The following is a 19,865-nucleotide window of genomic DNA, read 5'->3' on the forward strand; positions in this document are numbered from 1 at the left end:
CAGCACTCGTCTCCTTCCTTACCTGACCATCAACGCCGCATTTCCTGCAGTCAAAATAATTGTAACTGCAAGGAAAAACATGAGACTGACAGCTGCCAATGCTGCAAATACATAAATCATCGTCTTCCCGATCGTCGCCAGGCAGCTTACAATCGGCGAATCCCCCAGCGGCTGCATGACAGCTGCAGAAATGTTATAGATGAGCGCTAGCGTCAATATTTTGATTGCAGGGAACGCGCTGATGAAAAGCAGTATAATAACGCCGGCCAACCCTACTGCGTTTTTAGCAAGCATTGACGCCGAGATGACCGTATCCGCCGCATCGGAGAACATCCTTCCCACGACCGGCACGAAACTCCCCGTAACGAATTTGGCTGTCCGCAGCGTGACGCCATCGGTTACCGCTCCAGTTGCGCCCTGTACGGAAATGACGCCGAGAAATACGGTCAGCAGAACGCCCATCACGCCTACGCTAATGTTCCGCAATAGGTTTGCCAGCTGCGTGACTTTGAATTTATCCGTCAATGCGCTTGCAATATGGAGAACCGCCGAAAAGAACAAAAGCGGAAATACGAGCGTATAAATCAGCGTACCGACTGCATGAATCATAAAAATGATTAGCGGATGCAGAACGGACACCGTAACGACGTTGCCCATCGATGCAAGCAGCGTAAGCAGCAGCGGCACCATCGCCAGCATGAACTGAATCATGCTTTCTATTGCGCCTTTTGCATAGCCCATTGCAACATGAAAGCTGTTTACCGCGATAATAATGAGCACCATATAAGTAATGGAATAGGCGACCTTGCTGACTGCATTTCGTTCGAAAGCGTTTTGCAGCGTCTCCAGCACCATGCTGAACACCGTCAGCATCACAACGGTTACGAGAAGCTTGCCATTGTAGAGCACTTCATGCCACATATACCGAAGCAGCCCTTGCAACACATCCGTAAACTTAAGGCCTTCGCCGCCTGGAAGAATCATCTGGGCGAAGCTGGGAATATGCTGTTCCGGAAAAAAACCGCCGTATTCACTCCGAAGCTTATTCCAGTAAGACTCAACAGCTTCCGTTTCCAGAGCGCCTAACTGCTCGGCTGCCAGCTCCTTGGAGAGCTGATCTGCTTGGACGCGGCTTTCCTCAGCCGGTGTACCGCTCTCCCCGCTTCCCGCGTAACCGACATTCGGAACAAAGGAGAACAGAAACGCCGCAGTTAAAATGAAGAGCAGCAGCCTGGCCCGGTCTCTTGCAGGAGTGAGCTTAATCATAGGCTTCAGCTCCCCTCCGGCAGCAGCCCGATAACGGTCTCGACGATTACGCTAATAATCGGAACAGCCATGACGAGAATAAATACTTTGCCGGCAAATTCGATTTTCGATGCGATGCCCTCTTGACCTGCGTCTCTTACGATCTGCGCCCCAAATTCCGCAATGTACGCAATGCCGATAATTTTTAGGATCGTCTTCAAGTATATCGAAGGGATACCCGATCGATTAGCCAGATCCTCTAGCACGGATATGACGATTTCGATTTTGCCGATCAAGTACAGAAAGATAAACAAGCCTGTAAACGCCGCGAGCAGAAAAGCGAACATCGGCTTTTGCTCCCGAACAACAAGTATAAGTACTGTAGCCATCAGACCAAGGCCGACGATTTGAATCATTTCCATTCCGCTCACCTGCTCGCATGCACGTCCGACTTAAGACGTTTACTGGAACAAAAAAATCGTTTTTATTTCTTGGAACAGTTCATTCAGGAGCCGAACAACCATAAACAGTACGACGACGAAACCAATGACCGTTACCCAATGCGCCATATCTTCCTTCCCCATTTGCTTAAGAACCGAATGTATCATCGCGATAACAATTCCGATTCCGGCAATCTGGAAAATGGCGCTCACATCCATGTTCATCTATGCCGCACCCCACTACACCATCAAAATGACGATCAGCACAGCGATCAAAATACCGAGACTTTTCCACATCTTCTCATAACGCCCCTGATCATCTCTCGCTGCGTCCTCCTCGGCTTTCAGCTGCAATAACGCTAGATGTATATGCTTCATTTGATCTTCTTTATCGCTGATGCCTAGCGTCGAGCCTAGCCGAATGAGCACGGCCTGCTCGTTATTCCGCATCGAAGTCGCTTCCCACTGTGATTTGATCGCCTGCTCCCAGCTATCGCGGAAAGTAAAGCTTTCCGTTTCCCAGATACCGCTAGCCGCTTTGCGAAAAATGGTCGCGAGCGGCTCGGGGGTAGCTGCTGCCGTTCTCTCCAGCGCCTCCGGTAAAGGCGTGTGGCCATAGCCGATTTCCGTCTCCAGCCGCTGCAGCGCATGTGCGAGCTGCCGCAGCTGCCTTGGTCGCTCGGCGAATTTTGCTGCTTGCTGGAAGCCGATCATCGTGCCTGCAAACAAGACTAGAACCGCGCCTAGCAGCTTAATCACGGGTCATCAGCTCGATGTCGCCCCGAGAAGGCATGCATCGTATCTGTGGCTGTACGGGATGCTGAAGGATGCTCGCGGGAGGAGGCCCGTAGGGCGATTGCTTCCGCAGGCACCACGCGGTGCATGATGCCCTGGTCTGTGCGTTTCAGCTCAACGACGTACGTAAATGCGCCCTCTTCAAGCAGCTTCAGCAGTACGGGCCTGCCTCTTGCATCCTGCAAATCATAGGCATGTGCGGTGGCGACAACGCTGATGCCCGCATGACTGGCCTCACGAATGGCTTCGCCATCCTCAGGCCTGCCGATCTCGTCGGCAATCAGCACCTCGGGCGACATGGAGCGCAAAAGCATCATCATGCCTTCCGCCTTTGGACAGGCATCCATCACATCGGTTCGCGGACCTACGTCGAATGTCGGGATGCCGCGGACGCAAGCTGCAATCTCCGACCGTTCGTCGACGATGCCGACCTTTCTTCCTTGCCAGCCGCTTGCCTCCAAGGTCGGCCACAAGCCATAGCTGACAGATCTGGCGATGTCCCGCACGAGCGTCGTTTTACCCTGCTGCGGAGGAGCTAAAATAAGTGTGGAATGCAGCGTTTTTCTCGTACGGTCGATCAGCTTAGGCAGCAGGTGGGCGCTAGCGCCGATCACTTCTCTGGCTACCCGGATATTGAAAGCGCCAATATCGCGAATGCCGCGTACAACGCCGCTGTCGAGTATAGTCCTGCCGGCCAGTCCAATACGATGACCGCCCGAAACGGTGATAAACCCTCTGCGGAGCTCCTCCTCCATGGCGTACAAGGAATAGTTGGTAATGCGTTCGAGCAGCTTGCGGCATGTGTCTGCCGATGGCTTGTATGCCCCGTCGGCAGCTTGGCGCAGCGACCCGTCAATCATCATAAATCGAGACTGCCCCCGAAACCCTATTTCAAGCGGTCGTCCTTCTCGAATCCGAATTTCCTCTAGCTGCTCTTGCATAGGTTCAGGAAGCCGCTCCAGCAGCGTCTTTAGCTCCAAGGGCAGTAAGTGCACGATGCGTGCCAGCATGCCATCATCACTCCCGGATGTTTGTCCTTCGTAGTTCCTATTTGTATGCTATCGATGCGAAAATATGTCTGCCCCGTTCATCGTTTGCTAGATTTACAATCTATTATTTTTTCAAAATACCGATCATCAGACAGATGACGCCGGCACCTACCCAAAGAAATTTAGAAGGCGACAGCTTGTCGGAAATCCCGACGAGACCAACGGTAGTCGTCGCGATGAGAATGAGCGGGCCTACTAACGCAAGTGATGAGTTTACGACCAGCGCTCTGTCGATTTGGTTCAACCGGAGCATCAGCAGCGCGGCGCAAATTTCGATGCTGCCTGACATAAGCCGCAGTGACGCCATAGTCAGTACAATTTTATTAAGCACGATTAAATGACCTCCCTTCGCAATCCATCTGTTCCTTATTCATATGCACGCTTGTCTACCTTTCATACCGGACACCTGCCCATAGGAAGACGCATATAGTAAAGGATTGAGCTTAGGAAAGGCGGAATATCCAACATGCAAGTGCAGGTTATATCAAGTGTAAATGAAGCCAGCTCCGCAAGATTTCATCAAAAGACGGCTATTATCATCGACGTGCTGCGGGCGACAAGCACGATTATTACGGCAATCGCAGCGGGCGCTTTATGCGTCATCCCTGCTGAAACCGTCATGGAGGCAAGGGCTCTTCAGCGTCCGGGAGATTTGCTTGGAGGAGAACGATTTTGCCGAAAAATCGCAGGCTTCGATCTGGGCAACTCGCCGGATGAGTACACCGAACAGGTCGTGGCAGGCAAAAGAATTGTGCTTACGACTACGAACGGCACAAGGGCGATCCATAAATCGATGCGGGCAGACAATGTGCTGACCGCGTCGCTGCTGAATGCGGAGGCCTGCGCCCGCTTGGCTGTCGATCTTCGGCGCGATGTCGTTATTTTGTGCGCGGGCAGTCATGATGAATTTGCGATTGAGGATGGCTTATGCGCCGGGCTTGTGCTTGATAAGCTTCATAGCTTAAGCCATGTTACTGTTGAAATGGACGATTTTGGCACCGCGATGCTGGCGCTGTACCGCAATCGGTCGGCTCAAGTGAAAGAGACAATAATGAATGGAATGACGGGAAAAAAGCTTTTGAAAATGGGGATGAAAAAAGATATTGAGGCTTGCTCCGCCATCGATATTTACCACGAGGTCCCAAGATTGAATGGAGATCAGCTAACAAGATCCTGATCGCTTGCGCGTAAAAAAAGGCACGTTCCGTCAGTACGGAACGTGCCTTCTCTTTAGCCTATTCTATTATCGCCGTTCCTGAGGGCCGCCTACAAACGCCTGCACTTCGGTATCAAGACCGTATGCAGTATGAAGCGCACGCACAACGTCGCTCAAAGGCTCAGCAGTAATCACGCAAGAGCATTTGATTTCAGAGGTGCTTACCATCTTGATGCTGACGCCAAGCGATGAAATCGTTGCGAACATTTTCGCTGCAACGCCTGGATTGCTGACCATGCCTGCGCCCACGATGGATACCTTCACAAGGTTCGATTCTGAAGTAGTCTCACGGTACGGCACCTTGCTGCGGACACCCTCGATAACCGAAATCGCTTTATCCTTGTCGTCGCCAGAGAGAGTGAAGGAGAAGTCGGCCTTACCGTCCTGCACACCGCTTTGTACGATAATGTCGACATCGATGCCGTTGCTCGCGAGTGCGCCAAACACATTGGCAAGCACGCCCGGTACATCCTCAACACCCATAATGCTAATTCTAGCTACATTTTTGTCAAACGCGATGCCGCGAACGACCACGCCTTGCTCCATGACCGCTTCCTCCTTCACACTTGTACCTTCGTTTTGGGTAAAGCTTGAACGCACAACAAGCTTAACATTGTTATGCTTAGCGTATTCCACCGCACGCGGGTGCAATACAGCAGCGCCCAAATTAGCGAGCTCAAGCATTTCATCATACGAAATCTCGTTTAGCTTGCGCGCATTTTTTACGACGCGGGGATCGGTTGAATAAATGCCGTCCACATCCGTATAAATCTCGCAAACGTCTGCTTTCATCGCGGCTGCCATTGCAACTGCCGTCGTGTCAGAGCCGCCGCGTCCGAGTGTCGTAATTTCACCGTCTTCCGTCATCCCTTGGAAGCCGGCAATGATGGCTACATTGCCCTGCTCCAGCGCTTTAAATACGCGCTCAGGGTGAATGTTCGTCATCTTCGCCTTGCCATGCACCGCTTCTGTGCGGATGCCTGCCTGCCAGCCGGTAAAGGATACGGCCTCAGCTCCAAGCTGGTGAACGGTCATCGACAGCAAAGCTATCGATATTTGCTCTCCAACCGTTAATAGCATATCCATTTCCCGCGCCGGCGGATTTGGATTAAGCTGTTTCGACTGATCGATTAAATCGTCCGTCGTATCTCCCATGGCAGAAACGACGACAACGATATCGTTGCCTTCCCGCTGCCTGTCAATTATTCGTTTCGCTACGCGCTGCATCCGCTCCGGCGTTCCCACGGAGCTGCCGCCAAACTTCATCACTATCAACGACAAAGCTGATTCACTCCCAACCCTGACATGTACATACAAGACAATATTATAACACAAAAGACGGTCCCTTGGGTATATCCGCCTGCAAAAAAAACCGTCCGAGTTGCATCGGACGGTTGAATCAAGCTGCTTACTAAGCGCGCGAGATGTATTTGCCTTCGCGAGTATCGATGAGCAGAACGTCGCCTTCGTTTATGAACAGTGGAACTTGAACGTTCAGGCCGGTTTCAACCTTAGCCATTTTCGTAGCGCCTTGTGCTGTGTTGCCTTTCACACCCGGCTCTGTTTCAATGACTTTCAGCTCAACGCTGTTTTGCATTTGAATACCAAGAATTTCGCCTTGGTAGCTAGAAATGTTAACGTTCATGTTTTCTTTCAGGAAGTTAAGTTCCCATTCCAGCTGCTTCTTGTCCAAGTTAAATTGATCAAACGTTTCATTATCCATAAACGTGTACTCCGAACCGGAGTTGTACAAATATTGCACTTCACGGTTTTCGATAATCGCGCGGCCGATGCTCTCGCCCGCACGGAACGTTTTCTCAACAACGTTACCGTTGCGAAGGTTTTTCAGCTTGGAGCGAACGAAAGCCGCGCCTTTACCCGGCTTAACGTGTTGAAAGTCAAGAACGGTGAAAATATCTGAGTCTACTTGCACGGTCAAACCTGTTTTAAAATCGTTTACTGAAATCATTGCTGATTCCCTCCTGAATGAATAGTCCTAACCCAGAGTGATCAAGTCCTTCGGGGATGAGGTTAATATTTTAATACCGGTTTCCGTAATAACGATATCATCCTCTATGCGCACGCCGCCGAAGCCAGGTACGTATATGCCGGGTTCAACCGTGACCGTCATGCCGGGGGTTAAAATCGTTTCACTTAATTTGGACAATCTCGGCGCTTCATGAATTTCCATGCCGAGTCCATGCCCGGTACCATGCCCAAACAGATCGCCATAGCCGTATTTCGTAATGATGTCGCGAGTTAGCGCATCCGCTTCGCGGCCGGTCATGCCCGGCTTAATATTCTCCAGTGCATGCAGCTGCGCTTCGAGAACGATGTTGTAGATCTCAAGATGCTTCGCTGTGGGCGTTCCAACTACTACTGTCCGGGTCAAATCAGAGCAATAGCCATTATAATAAGCGCCGAAATCAAGCTTCACAAACTCATTATTGCCGATTATGCGATCGCTGGCTACTCCATGCGGCAGTGCGGAGCGCTCGCCCGACGCTACGATGGTGTCGAAGGAAGAGGATGTTGCGCCGTGCTTTCGCATATACACTTCCATCTCAAGCGCGATTTCCGTTTCACGAACTCCCGGGCGGATCAGTTTCAAAATATGATTGAAGGTGCTGTCCGCCAGGTCCGCAGCATCCTGCATAATTTGCAGCTCAGACTCGTCCTTTATGATGCGAAGCCGTTCAACCAATCCTGCAGCAGGCTCGAGTGTAATGCCGCTCAACGTTTTCGTCCATGCCGTAAACTCGCTGTACACGACATGGTCTTGCTCGAAAGCGAGCTTCGTCAGCTTGCCTTGACGCAGAAGCCCGAGCACATCCTCAAGCGGACTTGATCCGTGCTCGACGATTTGAAAGCCTGCCGCCTGCTGAGGCGCTTGCGTACGATAGCGAAAATCGGTAAGCAAATAGCTTTCGCGAAGCGTGATCAGCACCATGCCTGAAGAGCCGGTAAAGCCGCTTATGTATCGACGGTTGTGTTCGCTTCCAATTAGTATCGCTTCATAGCGATGTTCTTCCATCAGCTGGCGCAGTCGCTTTACTCTATCGTTTGGCATAACCGCTTCACCCCTTCTTAAACTCATTACGATTTTTGCAAATGACGTACGAGCGCAGTAAGGCCGAGTTCATAGCTGTGAGACCCGAAGCCGGCAATTTGACCGACTGCGATTGCAGCGATGACGGATACATGCCGGAACGCTTCTCTCTTGTGAATGTTCGACATATGCACCTCGATGACCGGCAGCCCCACTGTGCTAAGAGCATCGCGCAGCGCATAGCTGTAATGCGTCCAAGCACCGGGGTTAATGACGATACCGTCTGCTTTGCCATACACACTATGTATTCGGTCAATCATTTCGCCCTCATGATTCGTTTGGAAAAATTCAAGCGTGGCGCCAAGCGCTTCGGCTTTATTCTTCAAGAGCGATTCAATGGATGCAAGCGTCTCTGTCCCGTATACCCCGGGCTCACGAATTCCGAGCATGTTTAAGTTCGGCCCGTTCAAAACAATGATTCTGTGCATAAATGCACCTCCCAAGCAACCGAATCCATCATAGGTTCAAAGATCAATAGCCATTTTACCACAAATGTCGGCTCCTTGAGAAGTAGAACTCGTTACTCCGCTTTAATTGGCTCCCTCGATGCTTCGTCAGTGAACTCAAAGGAAATGGAATAACCGATAAACACGCCCCACAGGAGAAATACGCAAATCTCGGTGTAAAGCGTATTCCAGCCTGCTATTCTAATGCTCTCCATGATGCCGAGCATCGGGCCTACGACGATAAATAGAATGGCCCACCAAACGGCGCCGTACAAAACGCCCGGCCATGGACCGCGCAATCGGCCAAGCGCTAGTTTATAAAGTAACGCTGCGGCTATTGAAAATAGTACGAATGCGCCTATCCCAACGACCTCTCCCCATCCGGTCTTTAGAAAGGATGACCGAAAGAAAGGATCCGCCGCAAAGCCGGGCAGCACCTTCGTAAATTTCATTTCATAAAACATCCACCGCACGATTCCCCATATAAGACCTGCGAAAAAGCCGATTTTGATCGAGTAAAGCCATGGATTTGTATGATGCTCCCGCTCATCATAATCTGTCCGCTGCTTTTCCTTAGACATTTTGGTTAACCTCCACTCTGATGTGCATTGTTGCCTGGCTTAGTATGTGAAGAAATTCCGATCCGTAACCGCTGACTTCAACAGCCGGCTTTCATTAATCCGCTTTTCGCTTCCAGCATGCTGACGTTGGCAATTGGCCGGTAGATCAAGTACAATAGATTACAAAGTTAAAGGTACATTCGTCGTAACAGCTAAGACGATATTCCACTCAAGGAAGGTGACAAGCTCTTGCCGCAAGACTCCCGAAGCATATATGGCGGACAAGCGGTTATTGAAGGCGTAATGTTTGCTGGCAAACACGTTAACGTAACGGCAGTCCGACGCAAAAATGATGAAATTGTATTTTATGAAGTACCCCGTACTACCAAGAGCTGGATCCAAGTATTAAAAAAAATCCCATTCGTCCGGGGCGTTGTAGGCATTTTGGAATCAAGCGCCAAAGGCTCGCAGCATTTGAACTTCTCTATGGAAACATACGCGGAGGATGAAGCCGGCGAAGAACAGGATACAGTTAAGTCCGTGCAAGCCGCCAAGGCAAAGGAAGAAAAAAAATCAGGCTGGAGTCTCAGTATGCTGGTCGGCGTGGCCGTGGCAGGCGTACTGTCCTTTATTTTCGGCAAGCTCATATTCACCGCTGCTCCTGCAGCGCTTGAAGAATTACTGTTTGCCGGGGTATTTGACAACAAGGTCGGTCATAATTTATTAGAAGGACTTATCAAAATTATTTTATTGCTCGCTTACTTATACTTCATCTCCATGACTCCGCTTATTAAGCGGCTGTTCCAGTATCATGGCGCTGAACATAAGGTAATCAGCGCTTATGAAGCAGGCGAGGAGCTTACCATTCGCAATGTGCAAAAATATAGCCGTCTCCACTATCGCTGCGGCTCCAGCTTTATCGTGTTCACTGTCTTAGTGGGCGTTGTCGTATACTCGCTACCCTTTTTCACATGGGATACGATTTGGGAACGAATTTACATCCGTATTCTTCTGCTTCCTCTCGTTCTCGGTATATCGTATGAGGTACTGCGCTGGACGAATGCTTTGCGTGAAATTCCTATTCTGCGCTACCTCGGCTATCCGGGCTTGTGGCTGCAGCTGCTTACGACTAAAGAACCGCGCGACGAGCAGGTGGCGGTGTCCATCGCTTCATTTAAACGCATGCTTGAGCTTGATAGGCAAATGAAATAAATTTACGATGAGCTGAAAGGCGGTATTACAATGAGCAGAATACCGGGCAAATGGAATGTATGGTCAATCACGGTTTTGGCGCTGCTAGTGATCGGTCTCGTATACAGTGTTATTAATAGACCAGGCACATTTATTATTCCGATTGCAGTGCTTGGCGGTATTTTCCTGCTGTATAAATATCCGCCGTCTTTCTTAAGAGGATATGGCTCGCAGCAAAGCAGGACCTACGTCAAGCCGAGCCGTTCCGCCTCTTCCCGATCGAAGACAAGCAAGCCCCGCTCCAAAACCGTGCCGTTTCGCGTCATTGAAGGCGGCAAGGATGACGATGAACTACCTAAATACCATTAAATACAAAAAAGGACTGCGGCATGTTAGCCGCAGTCCTTTTTTTGCAGATTATTCTATATGCTATGTATCATTCACTGTCCATTTCCGCACGTACGGCGCGAAGCTCGTCCATTCTTTGCGAGTCCCGGCGGAAATATTCAACCAATGTTTCAATGCATGTAATAGAATCCCAACTTAAATGATGTTCAATTCCTTCGACATCCTGATAAATATTTTCGTCCTGTACGCCGATCGTCGTTAGAAACGACTCTAGCAGCTGGTGCCGGTCGACAAGTCTTTTACCCATTTTCTTGCCTTTATTGGTCAGGACAAGCCCGCGATACTTCTCATAAATCAAATAATTATCTTTATCGAGCTTCTGAATCATTTTAGTGACGGAAGAAGGATGCACCTCTAGTCCTTCTGCTATGTCCGAGACACGCGCATATCCTTTTTCATCGATCAGCTTATAAATTTTTTCCAAGTAGTCTTCCATGCTCGGTGTAGGCACTGAAGAACCTCCTAACCATACTTCTTCAACCTGTTTCGCAGGCGTTACTCTATGTATCATACACTGTTCATTACGCTCACTGCAACCTGCTCTCAATCCAAAAATAGATTACAAAACGCCAAAAACGCTTGAAAATGCCCGTTTGATCCACTCTTCTCTTCCACAAATTAACGCTCATGGGGCTAAAATTTCTAGCGTGATGCACTAGATTTAAACTCCGCATTAGGCCGCCGCTAAGGCTGCAAGAGCGGGTTATCCGACGGACTTCATTTCCCACCACTCTAAGGCATGACGGCAGGGAGAACCGCTTTGGAGAGCTTATAACTCCTAAAATAAGCAGATGCGCTCCGCAAGTCTATATCGGAGCGCATCTATAACCGTTTTCCAGATGCAAAAATTAAATATTTTACTCAAAGGGCTGAGCTTTCGTTTAGAATGCAAGCCATTCCGGCGTAATGATATTTAACCAGATCGTAATTTTGGTCATTTGATCGGTAAACAGCAAAATACCCATCAAAATCATGACGGCTCCGCCAATCTTCATTACGGAAGCGGAATATTTCAAAATCCATCTTGCCGTGCCGAGGAAAAAAGCAAGCACAAAAAACGGGATTGCAAAACCTAGCGCATATGCTGTCGTCAATTGAAACCATGTTCCGGGTTCCGTTGCGGCCAATCCTAATATAGCCGTTAGAGCAGGTCCCATGCACGGAGTCCAGCCAGCAGAGAAGCCGATTCCAAAAATAAAGGAGCTTATGTAGTCCGCTTTTTTCGGTATCAGATTCATTCTCCGTTCTTTCATGAGCAGCTGCGGCTGGAATAATCCGATTAGAAAAAGTCCCATCAAAATGATCAGTATAGCGGATAACTGCCTAATCAGTTGTCTGTACTCGCTGAAAAACTCAGCAAACACATTCGTTCCGTAACCTAAAGCGTAATAAACCGTGCAAAAGCCTAAAATGAAAAACAGCGTATGCGACATCGTACGCATCCGTTTTTGTTTTGCGTTCGAATTCTCCTTCAAATCAGCCACTGAAATACCCGTAATATACGATAAATATGAGGGATACAGAGGCAAGCAGCAAGGGGAAATGAACGATGCGAAGCCGGCGCCGAAAGCCAGCCAAATGTTAATGTCTGACAATACCTTTCACCCCAATCCGAATCAACTGCCTGCCCGCACCCCGCGACGGAACACGAGCAGCAAAAGCAGCACGGCAATAAGCAATAATACGATCGTACCGCCAGGCGCTAAATTCCATATCCCAGCGATAAGTAGCCCGATAATAACGGCCAGCTCACCGATAATGACGACCGTAATGACGCTCTGACGGAAGCTGCGGGCAATAATCAGGCTGCATGCAGCCGGTATCGTGAGCAAGGCGGACACAAGCAGCGCGCCCACGATTTTAATAGATACGCTAATAATGAGTGCAGTAAGCACGCTAATCATAACATTATAAAATTTCACGGGCAAGCCGCTTACCGCAGCCGCATCCTCGTCAAATGTAATAAGGAAAAGCTCCTTGACCTGCAAGCGGATCGCTGCGAGTACGATGACTGTAACTCCGCCAATAACGTATAGATCGGTATTATTGAGTGTATAGATACTCCCAAATAAATAACTGTTCACATTGTTGTTAAAGCCCTTGCCCATCGTGAATAGAATCGACGCAAGCGCGACCCCGCCCGACATAATAATAGCAATTGACAGCTCCGCGTAAGATTTGTAGGCCTTTCTAAGCTTCTCGATAGCGAAGGATGCGACTATGGCGAATAGCAGCCCTACCGCAATCGGGTAAACGCCTATAAGGAAGCCCAGCGCCACGCCGGCAATAGAGACGTGAGATAAAGTGTCGCCAATCATAGACAGTCTGCGCAGCACAAGAAATAAGCCCATCAGCGGAGCGGTTATGCCAATCAGCAAACCGCCGATAAGGGCTCTTTGAAAAAACTCACTCGTTACGATCTCCAACTAAAACAACCTCTTTCCTGCTCTCCATTTGCTCCCTTAAACCTTTCAAGCTGTGCGCCAGGTCATTCTCCACGCAATCCTGCGTTTCATGCGAATGCTTAATATGAAACTTGAGCTTCCCGTTCGCTGACGCAGGCTCTTGGCCAAGATAGGAACGGATCATTTCCAAGTCATGGGAAACCATCAGAAACGTGATGTTATGATGCTGGTGCATATGCTTGATCATATGGAAGAAGCTCTCCTGCGTCTCCGTATCAATGCCCACCGTCGGCTCATCCAGAATGAGCAGTGAAGGATTGTTAATCAACGCTCTTGCCAGAAACACACGCTGCTGCTGGCCGCCCGACAGCTGACCGATGCGCTTATCCTTTAAGTCATCGATGCCCATCGCTTGAAGCGCATCCTCGCATTTTTTAAAATCCGCTTTATTCATCTGCTTAAACAGCTTGCTCCGCCCATAAAGCCCTGAAAGTACCACTTCCCGCACAGTAGCCGGAAACAACGGGTTGAGTGTGTTTTTCTGCGGAACGTAGCCAATACGCTCCCATTGCTTAAACTTGTCTATTTTCTCTCCAAATAAACGGATCGTGCCGCTGGTCGGCTTCAGTAAGCCAACAATCATGCGAAGCAGCGTCGTTTTTCCCGCACCATTCGTACCTATTAAGCCGATGAAGTCCCGTTCCTTCACTGCAAAGCTAAGATTCGAAATGACAGTCTGCTGTTGAAAAGAAAAGGAGACATCCTCCAATGAGATAACCTCTTGGTGGCAGCTAGCGTCCGTATTTGTTATTCGATTCGATTGCGCCATAATTTCTCTCCTCACAGCAATACGGAGCTGAATCAGCTCCGCAGGTTTGCCTTTTGTTCTATTGTAATGCTTGCACAAGATTTTGCAAGTTTCTCTCCATCAGCGTGAGGTAGGTTTCTCCCTCTTTTTCCTGATCCGGCGTTAAGCCCTCAAGCGGATTAAGCACCATGGTCTTAACGTCAGCCTCGCTCGCAAGCGTTTGTGCCAACTGGTCGGATACTAGCTCTTCGAAGAAAATATATTTTACGTTGTTCGCCTTAACGTACTTCGCAATGTCCAGCAAATCCTGCGCACGCGGCTCGGCGTCCGGGCTCAGTCCCATAATGGAAATTTGCTTCAAGCCATAGTCGCGAGCCAGGTAGCCGAACGCTTGATGCGATGTAACGATGTTTTTATTCACCGATTGCGCAAGCTTAGCCGTATATTCCGCATCGATGGCTTCCAGCTTCAATTTAAGCGCAGCATAGTTTTTCTCATAATCCGCTTGATTTGCGCTATCTGCCTCTATCAAGCTATTTTTCACATTTTCCGCCAGTGTTAGCGCTGATTTCGGGCTGACCCACGTATGCGGATCCACGCTGCCGTGCTCATCAGCATGTTCTTCTTCATGCCCATGCTCTTCTTCCGTGCCTTCAATAAGCGCAATCCCATCGCTGATCTCTTTCGTTACAACCGTGCTGTCCTTCGACAACCCCTTCAGAAAATCGTCTACCCAGCCCTCTAACCCTGCTCCATGATACAAAAACAGCTGCGCTTTCGAAGCAGTGTCCAAATCACGGCTCTTCGGCGTCCAGTCGTGAGGCTCTACACCGGCAGATACTAAATTTACCGCATTAACATGCTCTCCGCCGATTTCAGCCGCCAGAAAGTATAGCGGATAGAAGCTGGTAACAACACTAATCTGATCTTTACTTGCATTGTCAGCTGCGGCGCTGCTATCCGCATTAGCCGGTGAATTCGCGTTGTTCGTATGATTGCCGCATGCTGCCGCGATCAGCACCATTGCAGTTAGGAGCAGGAGTAACGCCATCAAGCGTATCGATGATTTCGAATCTTTCATTTGGGTTTTCTCTCCATTCTTATTCCGCTCTTCTTCGTAATCGTTATTATTACGTTTTGTATTATACGACGCAATTAAATAGACTGTCAACCATATTCATCCGAATAAAGCAGTCATAATAGCAGATTCATAAGCTGTCAGCAGCTGCGCTGTACCGGACTCTGATTACTTGTATTGACTAAAAAAGAACAATATATGATATGAAGACCATCATCCCAAGCCGGAAAAAATAGAGATGCCCCGGAAGTCGTTTCGACTTCCGGGGCATCTCCTGATTCAATCATTCGGCAACGACAGTTATTTCACGACCGCGCCATTTGGCATGCCGTCCGGTACCGTAGCCAGCGTTAGCTGATCGCCGTGCGATGCCGCAAGTATCATGCCCTGCGACCATTCACCGCGCAGCTTAACCGGCTTCAGGTTCGTTACGCAAATCACTTTGCGGCCGACCATTTGCTCCGGCGTGTAAAACTTGGCAATGCCGGAAACGACTTGGCGCTGCTCGTAGCCAAGATCAAGCTGCAGCTTGAGCAGCTTATCGGCTTTGTGCACTGGTTCCGCCGCAATAACCTCTGCAACCCTCAGCTCAACCTTAGCAAAGTCATCAATCGCAATTTCTTCCTTCGTCTCAACTGCCGCTTGCGGAGCTTCGCCCCGAGCGTTCGCATCCGAATTCGATGCGGCAGCCTGTTCCGCTGCCTGCTCAGGCTGTGCGCCGCCTCCCATCGCAGCGGCGATAAAAGCCGCTTCCTCCGCCGTTTCAAGACGCGGAAATAATGGCGAGCCTTTGCTGACTTTCGTTCCGCCCGGCAGCGTGCCGAATTGCTTGGTGCTCTCCCATGTCGTCAGCTCGCCCTGCTCCAGGCCAAGCTGCTTCCACATTTCGCGAGGCGAATGCGTCAAGAACGGTTGAAGCAAAATCGATACGATGCGCAGCGATTCCGCCAAATGATACATGACCGATGCGAGCTCGTTAGTCTTCGCCTCATCCTTGGCAAGAGCCCATGGCTGCGTCTCATCGATATATTTGTTCGTACGGCTTACAAGCTGCCATAACGATGCGAGGGCCACCGAAAATTCCATGTTTTCCAGCGCAGCTTCCACCTGCGCGATCGTTTCAACCGTAAGCTTCTGCAAGGAATCGTCGAAAGCCGTTACAGAGCCCGCGAAAGGAGGAATAACACCATCAAAATATTTATCGATCATCGCAATCGTCCGGTTGAGCAAGTTTCCAAGATCATTTGCCAAGTCAAAATTAATCCGCTCGACGAAATTTTCCGGGGTAAATGTTCCATCTGCTCCGAACGGCACTTCACGCAATAAATAATAACGGAGTGCGTCTAGTCCGTAACGATCGATCAGCATAACCGGATCAACAACGTTGCCCTTGGACTTCGACATTTTGCCATCCTTCATCAGCAGCCAGCCGTGCGCAAATACCTTCTTCGGTATTGGCAAATTAAGCGCCATCAGCATAATCGGCCAATAAATGGTGTGGAAACGAACGATTTCCTTCCCTACCAAATGCACGTCGGCAGGCCAGAAATCGCGGTACTTCTGATCTTTGCCTTCATTGCCGTAGCCTAGTGCCGTTATATAATTTGACAAAGCGTCGATCCATACATATACGACATGCTTAGGGTCTCCCGGTACTTTTACGCCCCAATCGAAAGTCGTACGCGATACGGCCAGATCCTCCAGACCTGGCTTAATGAAGTTGTTGATCATCTCGTTCTTGCGCGATTCCGGCTGAATGAAATCCGGATTGTCCTCAAAATATTGCAGCAGGCGATCCGCATACTTGCTCATGCGGAAAAAATAACTTTCCTCCTTCACAAGCTCAACCGGGCGGCCGCAATCCGGACATTTACCGTCTACAAGCTGACGCTCGAGAAAAAACGACTCGCAAGGCGTACAGTACCAACCTTCATAGGTACCCTTGTAAATATCGTCCTGCTCTAGAAGCTGAGCGAATATTTTCTCCACTACAGTCTTATGGCGCTCTTCCGTGGTGCGAATGAAATCATCATTGGAAATTTCAAGCTTTGCCCAAAGATCCTTAATGCCTACGACGATATCGTCAACGAACTGCTGCGGAGTTTGATCCTTTTCCTTTGCCTTGCGCTCTATCTTCTGCCCATGCTCATCCGTACCCGTCAAGTACCATACATCATAACCGCGAAGACGCTTATAGCGCGCCATTGCATCTCCGGCTACTGTCGTATAAGCATGACCGATATGGAGCTTATCGCTTGGATAATAAATCGGAGTCGTAATATAAAACGTATTTTTTTTCGTCATCTGAAATCCCCCTATTCCATTTTCACTGCAAAAAAACGCAAAAAACTCCCGTCCATCATGGGACGAGAGTTAGAACTCACGCGGTACCACCCAAATTTCAATCACGAAAAACCAGATGAACCGGTTTTCCGGGAAAGCTTCGTGTGCCGCCTTCTTGGCGGCTATCGCCGTTAACGCCAGCTTCGCGTCGCTCCCTTACTGAGCCGTCACCATAGGCTGCAGCTTGAAAGCGAATCCTCCCGGACCATATTCCAATAGCGTCCCTTACCGGCTTGCACCATCAATCCCGGCTCTCTGTAAAAGTTGTTCTATTGTACTTATCCGTTCCTCGGACATATGGAGAAATCTAGTAATAACTTTACCCGCTTATTATTCAAAATATACCGAAACAGAACCCTCTCTGTCAAGGAGCATCTGTCTTATCCGTTTTTGGAGGCGGTACGGGATCATATCCACCGGCATTAAACGGATGACAGCGCGCGATACGCTTAACCGCGAGCCATGTACCTTTAGCTGCTCCATGCTTCTCGATCGCTTCCAGCGCATACATCGAACAGGTCGGATAAAAGCGGCATGAAGGCGGAGTCAAGGGCGATATAACCTTGCGATAAAAATGAATCGGAGCCTGCGTCACCCTTCGCATCACTCGTTGTTTCGGCATTAGGCTAAGGTTGCCGGCGAATCATCCTGAATGCAATCCTTGCAGTAGCCGAAAACCTCGAATTTATGCTTGACGACCCGGAACTCCTCGGGAACGGCCGTCTGCTCCATCGGACAGAAGGTTATCGGATAGGTCATGCCGCATTGCAGACAAATCATATGGTGATGGTGATCATGCTCCCTGCAATGCAGCTTGAACTTGCCGCCGTCCTCAAAAATAACCTGCTCCAGCACGCCCAGCTCTTCCATGACACGCAAATTACGGTATACCGTATCGAAGCTGAGACCGGTATACGATTTTCCCATATATTCATAGACTTCCTTCGGGGCCAAATAACCCTGCGTCTCCGAAAACAGTCTAGCTAGCGTCTTTCTTTGATCCGTTATTCGTAATCCTTGACTAGACATGCGTCGTATAATGTCTTCCATTGTATGCATATGTCGAACCTCCGGACTAATAATTGTCTATCTCCATAATGACGAAAAAAAAAGCTCTCGTCAATGAGAGCCTCTTATCCATTCAATCTCATGTTGATCATAAAGCTGGCTGCCATCGCAACGAATAACACGATACTGAGAACCCCGACCAGCTTTCGCCTTGCGTTCAGCCGTTTGATGAGCGCAAAATCTCCCGATTGCCGTTTCGTTTCCGTATAAGAGCGATGCATAAACAAATACGTAATAATAGATACGACAAACAGCATATTGACGAAAAACCATATGATTGTCCAGAACAAGCCAATTCCTCCGGTTGTGATCAGCTATAGAACGGCTATAGATACCACTTGTTTAATATAATCATAAAGACTACGAAGCTGATAACCGCACCGCCGAAGCTAAACCAGCCCGTACGGAACCGCTGCTGAAACATGCGTAAAATTCCGAAGCTGAGTAAACCGAAAATTAGCATGATAAACACGATACCGAGTATGAATAACGAAGCAGATACACTGCTCACATCGACTAGTGACACCGAACACACTCCCTTGTTTGCTAATATGTACATGTTCACTAGACATTATAAGGGATAGTTCAGCCATTAGCCAGCTGCAAACCCTGTCGATTTCGTGACAAAAAAAGCACACATCCGGCGGATATGCGCCATCGCTCCCTGTCCGTGCTTGCGCTACCACCGTACGATAGCCTCATGATAATTTCGGTTCGTCGGTCGCTTCTGCAGCTTTACTTGCAGCACATTGTCCTTTAAAAGCGTTTTGCAGACGCGCGGCTTCACAAGCTTTGGCAGCTTGATTGTCTCGCTTTTGCCATTCGGCAAGCCGTCAAGCCGCAGCCGGTCCTCGCGCACAAACAACCTCAGCTGCTCTCTTTCAAAGCCAACCGGTAATTTTATTTTAACCTGAACAAAATGGCGTGTTTCAGAAAAGGTAGCGGAGCCTCCCCCGATTATTGCGCCGGCCGCTTCGGGCAGCGCCTTAGTCATCATTTTGCGCACGTATTGCTCCACCCAATCCGGTTCACGCAGCAGCTCAAATCCTTTGGGAAGCTGCTGCCTCTCCATCCATCGCTCCATATCATCCCATTTGGATGTCACCAGCAAACACCCGCCTTCCAGCATTCCTACCATCATATGCGCCTAGCTTCATACAGGATACTTAAGCTCCGGGAACCTCTAGGCGAATGCCGCATAAGATATATCACGTACAGCCGTCTGATCAAAAAGTGCACACGAAAAAGGAGGATGCTTATGCCAGCTGTCATCGGCTTTGTTAAAATAGTTAGCACCGGTACTGGTTCCATAGTTCAGTTCGGTGATGCCCTTGAAGTATCGCCTTCTAGCGCTACAAAGACTTATGCGGGCTCAGGCTCGTTCTTGACCGGCAGCTTAACGAACTCGAACAATGCTGTCAGCGCTACGAACTCCATCGATCCTGACGTACAGGATAATACGAATAATGATGTGAGTGTCGTATGAGTCTAACGATTCATCAGCAAATTACGATTAATATGCTGCGCGTAGACAACGTATCGAACAGCTCCGTCCTGCAGATCGGCAGCGCCGGGTCCATTCGCTCGTTGTCTCAGCTCTATAATACAGGCGGGTTCACCGAACCCGCTCCACAGCTCGGCAGCGGGGATAATCCCCTGTCCTTCGTGCCTCTTCCGAACCCTTCCTAAGGGAGCGCGTGGATT

Annotated in this window: 27 protein-coding genes and 1 other annotated feature; of the genes, 5 read left to right on the top strand and 22 right to left on the bottom strand. The window is 49.3% G+C overall.

The window, feature by feature from the left end; genetic code table 11:
• Nucleotides 1-18: 18 nt before the first annotated feature.
• From spoIIIAE to AC0YNZ_RS07175, 6 genes are all read right to left on the bottom strand, one after another.
• On the bottom strand, nucleotides 19-1,263 hold the full coding sequence (gene spoIIIAE, locus AC0YNZ_RS07150; protein ID WP_475826161.1) for a stage III sporulation protein AE: 1,245 nt from the start codon (nucleotides 1,261-1,263) through the stop codon (nucleotides 19-21).
• An 8-nt stretch (nucleotides 1,264-1,271) separates the two neighbouring features.
• Nucleotides 1,272-1,667, bottom strand: a complete 396-nt coding sequence (gene spoIIIAD, locus AC0YNZ_RS07155; RefSeq protein WP_110770540.1) for a stage III sporulation protein AD — start codon at nucleotides 1,665-1,667, stop codon at nucleotides 1,272-1,274.
• 39 nt (nucleotides 1,668-1,706) lie between these two features.
• Nucleotides 1,707-1,910 (bottom strand): stage III sporulation protein AC, encoded by a 204-nt coding sequence (gene spoIIIAC / locus AC0YNZ_RS07160; protein ID WP_053376756.1) that lies wholly within the window; start codon nucleotides 1,908-1,910, stop codon nucleotides 1,707-1,709.
• A gap of 15 nt (nucleotides 1,911-1,925) precedes the next feature.
• Nucleotides 1,926-2,444 (bottom strand): stage III sporulation protein SpoIIIAB, encoded by a 519-nt coding sequence (gene spoIIIAB, locus AC0YNZ_RS07165; RefSeq protein ID WP_110770541.1) that lies wholly within the window; start codon nucleotides 2,442-2,444, stop codon nucleotides 1,926-1,928.
• Nucleotides 2,441-3,490 (bottom strand): stage III sporulation protein AA, encoded by a 1,050-nt coding sequence (gene spoIIIAA / locus AC0YNZ_RS07170; RefSeq protein ID WP_475825951.1) that lies wholly within the window; start codon nucleotides 3,488-3,490, stop codon nucleotides 2,441-2,443. Before spoIIIAA ends, spoIIIAB begins: the two co-directional genes overlap by 4 nt.
• A 103-nt stretch (nucleotides 3,491-3,593) precedes the next feature.
• Complete coding sequence (locus AC0YNZ_RS07175; protein ID WP_475825952.1) at nucleotides 3,594-3,860, bottom strand: YqhV family protein; 267 nt, start codon at nucleotides 3,858-3,860, stop codon at nucleotides 3,594-3,596.
• A 135-nt stretch (nucleotides 3,861-3,995) separates the two neighbouring features.
• Between AC0YNZ_RS07175 and AC0YNZ_RS07180 the strand changes: the two genes are divergently transcribed.
• On the top strand, nucleotides 3,996-4,706 hold the full coding sequence (locus AC0YNZ_RS07180) for a 2-phosphosulfolactate phosphatase (protein WP_475825953.1): 711 nt from the start codon (nucleotides 3,996-3,998) through the stop codon (nucleotides 4,704-4,706).
• A gap of 66 nt (nucleotides 4,707-4,772) precedes the next feature.
• On the opposite strand, the gene AC0YNZ_RS07185 is transcribed toward AC0YNZ_RS07180, so the two are convergent.
• The 5 genes from AC0YNZ_RS07185 to AC0YNZ_RS07205 all read right to left on the bottom strand — a co-directional run bounded on the left by AC0YNZ_RS07185 (nucleotide 4,773) and on the right by AC0YNZ_RS07205 (nucleotide 8,881).
• Nucleotides 4,773-6,026 (bottom strand): aspartate kinase, encoded by a 1,254-nt coding sequence (locus tag AC0YNZ_RS07185; RefSeq protein ID WP_475825954.1) that lies wholly within the window; start codon nucleotides 6,024-6,026, stop codon nucleotides 4,773-4,775.
• A gap of 130 nt (nucleotides 6,027-6,156) precedes the next feature.
• Nucleotides 6,157-6,714 carry an elongation factor P gene (gene efp, locus AC0YNZ_RS07190; RefSeq protein ID WP_110770545.1) on the bottom strand — a complete coding sequence of 186 codons (558 nt, stop codon included), beginning with the start codon at nucleotides 6,712-6,714 and terminating at the stop codon, nucleotides 6,157-6,159.
• Between the two features lie 27 nt (nucleotides 6,715-6,741).
• Entirely contained in the window at nucleotides 6,742-7,815 is a 1,074-nt protein-coding gene (locus tag AC0YNZ_RS07195) for a M24 family metallopeptidase (RefSeq protein ID WP_475825955.1), read from the bottom strand.
• 26 nt (nucleotides 7,816-7,841) lie between these two features.
• A complete protein-coding gene (gene aroQ, locus AC0YNZ_RS07200; protein ID WP_475825956.1) occupies nucleotides 7,842-8,282 on the bottom strand; it encodes a type II 3-dehydroquinate dehydratase in 441 nt (146 codons plus the stop codon).
• Between the two features lie 92 nt (nucleotides 8,283-8,374).
• Nucleotides 8,375-8,881 (bottom strand): YqhR family membrane protein, encoded by a 507-nt coding sequence (locus AC0YNZ_RS07205; protein ID WP_475825957.1) that lies wholly within the window; start codon nucleotides 8,879-8,881, stop codon nucleotides 8,375-8,377.
• 228 nt (nucleotides 8,882-9,109) lie between these two features.
• Between AC0YNZ_RS07205 and AC0YNZ_RS07210 the strand changes: the two genes are divergently transcribed.
• Nucleotides 9,110-10,072 carry a DUF1385 domain-containing protein gene (locus tag AC0YNZ_RS07210; protein ID WP_475825958.1) on the top strand — a complete coding sequence of 321 codons (963 nt, stop codon included), beginning with the start codon at nucleotides 9,110-9,112 and terminating at the stop codon, nucleotides 10,070-10,072.
• A gap of 30 nt (nucleotides 10,073-10,102) precedes the next feature.
• Complete coding sequence (locus AC0YNZ_RS07215; protein ID WP_475825959.1) at nucleotides 10,103-10,420, top strand: hypothetical protein; 318 nt, start codon at nucleotides 10,103-10,105, stop codon at nucleotides 10,418-10,420.
• Nucleotides 10,421-10,487: 67 nt separating this feature from the next.
• Here the strand turns inward: AC0YNZ_RS07215 and mntR are convergent, their stop codons facing one another.
• The 11 genes from mntR to AC0YNZ_RS07270 form a co-directional block, all read right to left on the bottom strand.
• Complete coding sequence (gene mntR, locus AC0YNZ_RS07220; RefSeq protein ID WP_110770550.1) at nucleotides 10,488-10,910, bottom strand: transcriptional regulator MntR; 423 nt, start codon at nucleotides 10,908-10,910, stop codon at nucleotides 10,488-10,490.
• Between the two features lie 430 nt (nucleotides 10,911-11,340).
• The gene (locus tag AC0YNZ_RS07225) at nucleotides 11,341-12,054 is read right to left on the bottom strand and encodes a cytochrome c biogenesis CcdA family protein (RefSeq protein ID WP_056627640.1); all 714 of its coding nucleotides are present in this window, start codon (nucleotides 12,052-12,054) and stop codon (nucleotides 11,341-11,343) included.
• Between the two features lie 21 nt (nucleotides 12,055-12,075).
• Nucleotides 12,076-12,885, bottom strand: a complete 810-nt coding sequence (locus AC0YNZ_RS07230; protein WP_475825960.1) for a metal ABC transporter permease — start codon at nucleotides 12,883-12,885, stop codon at nucleotides 12,076-12,078.
• Nucleotides 12,866-13,693, bottom strand: a complete 828-nt coding sequence (locus tag AC0YNZ_RS07235; RefSeq protein ID WP_475825961.1) for a metal ABC transporter ATP-binding protein — start codon at nucleotides 13,691-13,693, stop codon at nucleotides 12,866-12,868. The genes AC0YNZ_RS07230 and AC0YNZ_RS07235 overlap by 20 nt, the downstream gene beginning before the upstream one ends.
• Nucleotides 13,694-13,751: 58 nt before the next feature.
• Nucleotides 13,752-14,753 carry a metal ABC transporter solute-binding protein, Zn/Mn family gene (locus AC0YNZ_RS07240; RefSeq protein ID WP_475825962.1) on the bottom strand — a complete coding sequence of 334 codons (1,002 nt, stop codon included), beginning with the start codon at nucleotides 14,751-14,753 and terminating at the stop codon, nucleotides 13,752-13,754.
• Between the two features lie 297 nt (nucleotides 14,754-15,050).
• Nucleotides 15,051-17,054: a methionine--tRNA ligase gene (gene metG / locus AC0YNZ_RS07245; protein ID WP_475825963.1), complete on the bottom strand. Its 2,004-nt coding sequence runs from the start codon at nucleotides 17,052-17,054 to the stop codon at nucleotides 15,051-15,053.
• Nucleotides 17,055-17,109: 55 nt separating this feature from the next.
• Nucleotides 17,110-17,392 (bottom strand) — a binding site (T-box leader).
• 65 nt (nucleotides 17,393-17,457) lie between these two features.
• Complete coding sequence (gene yidD, locus AC0YNZ_RS07250; RefSeq protein WP_475826162.1) at nucleotides 17,458-17,697, bottom strand: membrane protein insertion efficiency factor YidD; 240 nt, start codon at nucleotides 17,695-17,697, stop codon at nucleotides 17,458-17,460.
• Between the two features lie 17 nt (nucleotides 17,698-17,714).
• The gene (locus tag AC0YNZ_RS07255) at nucleotides 17,715-18,152 is read right to left on the bottom strand and encodes a Fur family transcriptional regulator (RefSeq protein WP_475825964.1); all 438 of its coding nucleotides are present in this window, start codon (nucleotides 18,150-18,152) and stop codon (nucleotides 17,715-17,717) included.
• A 74-nt stretch (nucleotides 18,153-18,226) separates the two neighbouring features.
• Complete coding sequence (locus tag AC0YNZ_RS07260) at nucleotides 18,227-18,451, bottom strand: hypothetical protein (protein WP_110770554.1); 225 nt, start codon at nucleotides 18,449-18,451, stop codon at nucleotides 18,227-18,229.
• Between the two features lie 35 nt (nucleotides 18,452-18,486).
• Nucleotides 18,487-18,687 (bottom strand): hypothetical protein, encoded by a 201-nt coding sequence (locus AC0YNZ_RS07265; RefSeq protein WP_475825965.1) that lies wholly within the window; start codon nucleotides 18,685-18,687, stop codon nucleotides 18,487-18,489.
• A 153-nt stretch (nucleotides 18,688-18,840) separates the two neighbouring features.
• A complete protein-coding gene (locus tag AC0YNZ_RS07270) occupies nucleotides 18,841-19,302 on the bottom strand; it encodes an Hsp20/alpha crystallin family protein (protein ID WP_475825966.1) in 462 nt (153 codons plus the stop codon).
• Nucleotides 19,303-19,419: 117 nt separating this feature from the next.
• Here AC0YNZ_RS07270 and AC0YNZ_RS07275 point away from each other — a divergent pair, with 117 nt between their 5' ends.
• Nucleotides 19,420-19,647 carry a spore germination protein gene (locus tag AC0YNZ_RS07275; RefSeq protein WP_110770556.1) on the top strand — a complete coding sequence of 76 codons (228 nt, stop codon included), beginning with the start codon at nucleotides 19,420-19,422 and terminating at the stop codon, nucleotides 19,645-19,647.
• Nucleotides 19,644-19,850, top strand: a complete 207-nt coding sequence (locus tag AC0YNZ_RS07280) for a spore germination protein GerPB (RefSeq protein ID WP_475825967.1) — start codon at nucleotides 19,644-19,646, stop codon at nucleotides 19,848-19,850. Before AC0YNZ_RS07275 ends, AC0YNZ_RS07280 begins: the two co-directional genes overlap by 4 nt.
• Nucleotides 19,851-19,865 lie beyond the last annotated feature (15 nt).

It is taken from the genome of Paenibacillus sp. J2L1-98, from assembly GCF_056269405.1.

Coding starts and splice junctions, on each gene's coding strand:
- spoIIIAD (WP_110770540.1), bottom strand. CDS start 1,667: ATGGAAATGATTCAAATCGTCGGCCTTGGTCTGATGGCTACAGTACTT.
- spoIIIAC (WP_053376756.1), bottom strand. CDS start 1,910: ATGAACATGGATGTGAGCGCCATTTTCCAGATTGCCGGAATCGGAATT.
- spoIIIAA (WP_475825951.1), bottom strand. CDS start 3,490: ATGCTGGCACGCATCGTGCACTTACTGCCCTTGGAGCTAAAGACGCTG.
- AC0YNZ_RS07180 (WP_475825953.1), top strand. CDS start 3,996: ATGCAAGTGCAGGTTATATCAAGTGTAAATGAAGCCAGCTCCGCAAGA.
- efp (WP_110770545.1), bottom strand. CDS start 6,714: ATGATTTCAGTAAACGATTTTAAAACAGGTTTGACCGTGCAAGTAGAC.
- AC0YNZ_RS07195 (WP_475825955.1), bottom strand. CDS start 7,815: ATGCCAAACGATAGAGTAAAGCGACTGCGCCAGCTGATGGAAGAACAT.
- aroQ (WP_475825956.1), bottom strand. CDS start 8,282: ATGCACAGAATCATTGTTTTGAACGGGCCGAACTTAAACATGCTCGGA.
- AC0YNZ_RS07205 (WP_475825957.1), bottom strand. CDS start 8,881: ATGTCTAAGGAAAAGCAGCGGACAGATTATGATGAGCGGGAGCATCAT.
- AC0YNZ_RS07215 (WP_475825959.1), top strand. CDS start 10,103: ATGAGCAGAATACCGGGCAAATGGAATGTATGGTCAATCACGGTTTTG.
- AC0YNZ_RS07235 (WP_475825961.1), bottom strand. CDS start 13,693: ATGGCGCAATCGAATCGAATAACAAATACGGACGCTAGCTGCCACCAA.
- AC0YNZ_RS07240 (WP_475825962.1), bottom strand. CDS start 14,753: ATGAAAGATTCGAAATCATCGATACGCTTGATGGCGTTACTCCTGCTC.
- metG (WP_475825963.1), bottom strand. CDS start 17,054: ATGACGAAAAAAAATACGTTTTATATTACGACTCCGATTTATTATCCA.
- yidD (WP_475826162.1), bottom strand. CDS start 17,697: ATGCGAAGGGTGACGCAGGCTCCGATTCATTTTTATCGCAAGGTTATA.
- AC0YNZ_RS07255 (WP_475825964.1), bottom strand. CDS start 18,152: ATGCATACAATGGAAGACATTATACGACGCATGTCTAGTCAAGGATTA.
- AC0YNZ_RS07270 (WP_475825966.1), bottom strand. CDS start 19,302: ATGATGGTAGGAATGCTGGAAGGCGGGTGTTTGCTGGTGACATCCAAA.
- AC0YNZ_RS07275 (WP_110770556.1), top strand. CDS start 19,420: ATGCCAGCTGTCATCGGCTTTGTTAAAATAGTTAGCACCGGTACTGGT.
- AC0YNZ_RS07280 (WP_475825967.1), top strand. CDS start 19,644: ATGAGTCTAACGATTCATCAGCAAATTACGATTAATATGCTGCGCGTA.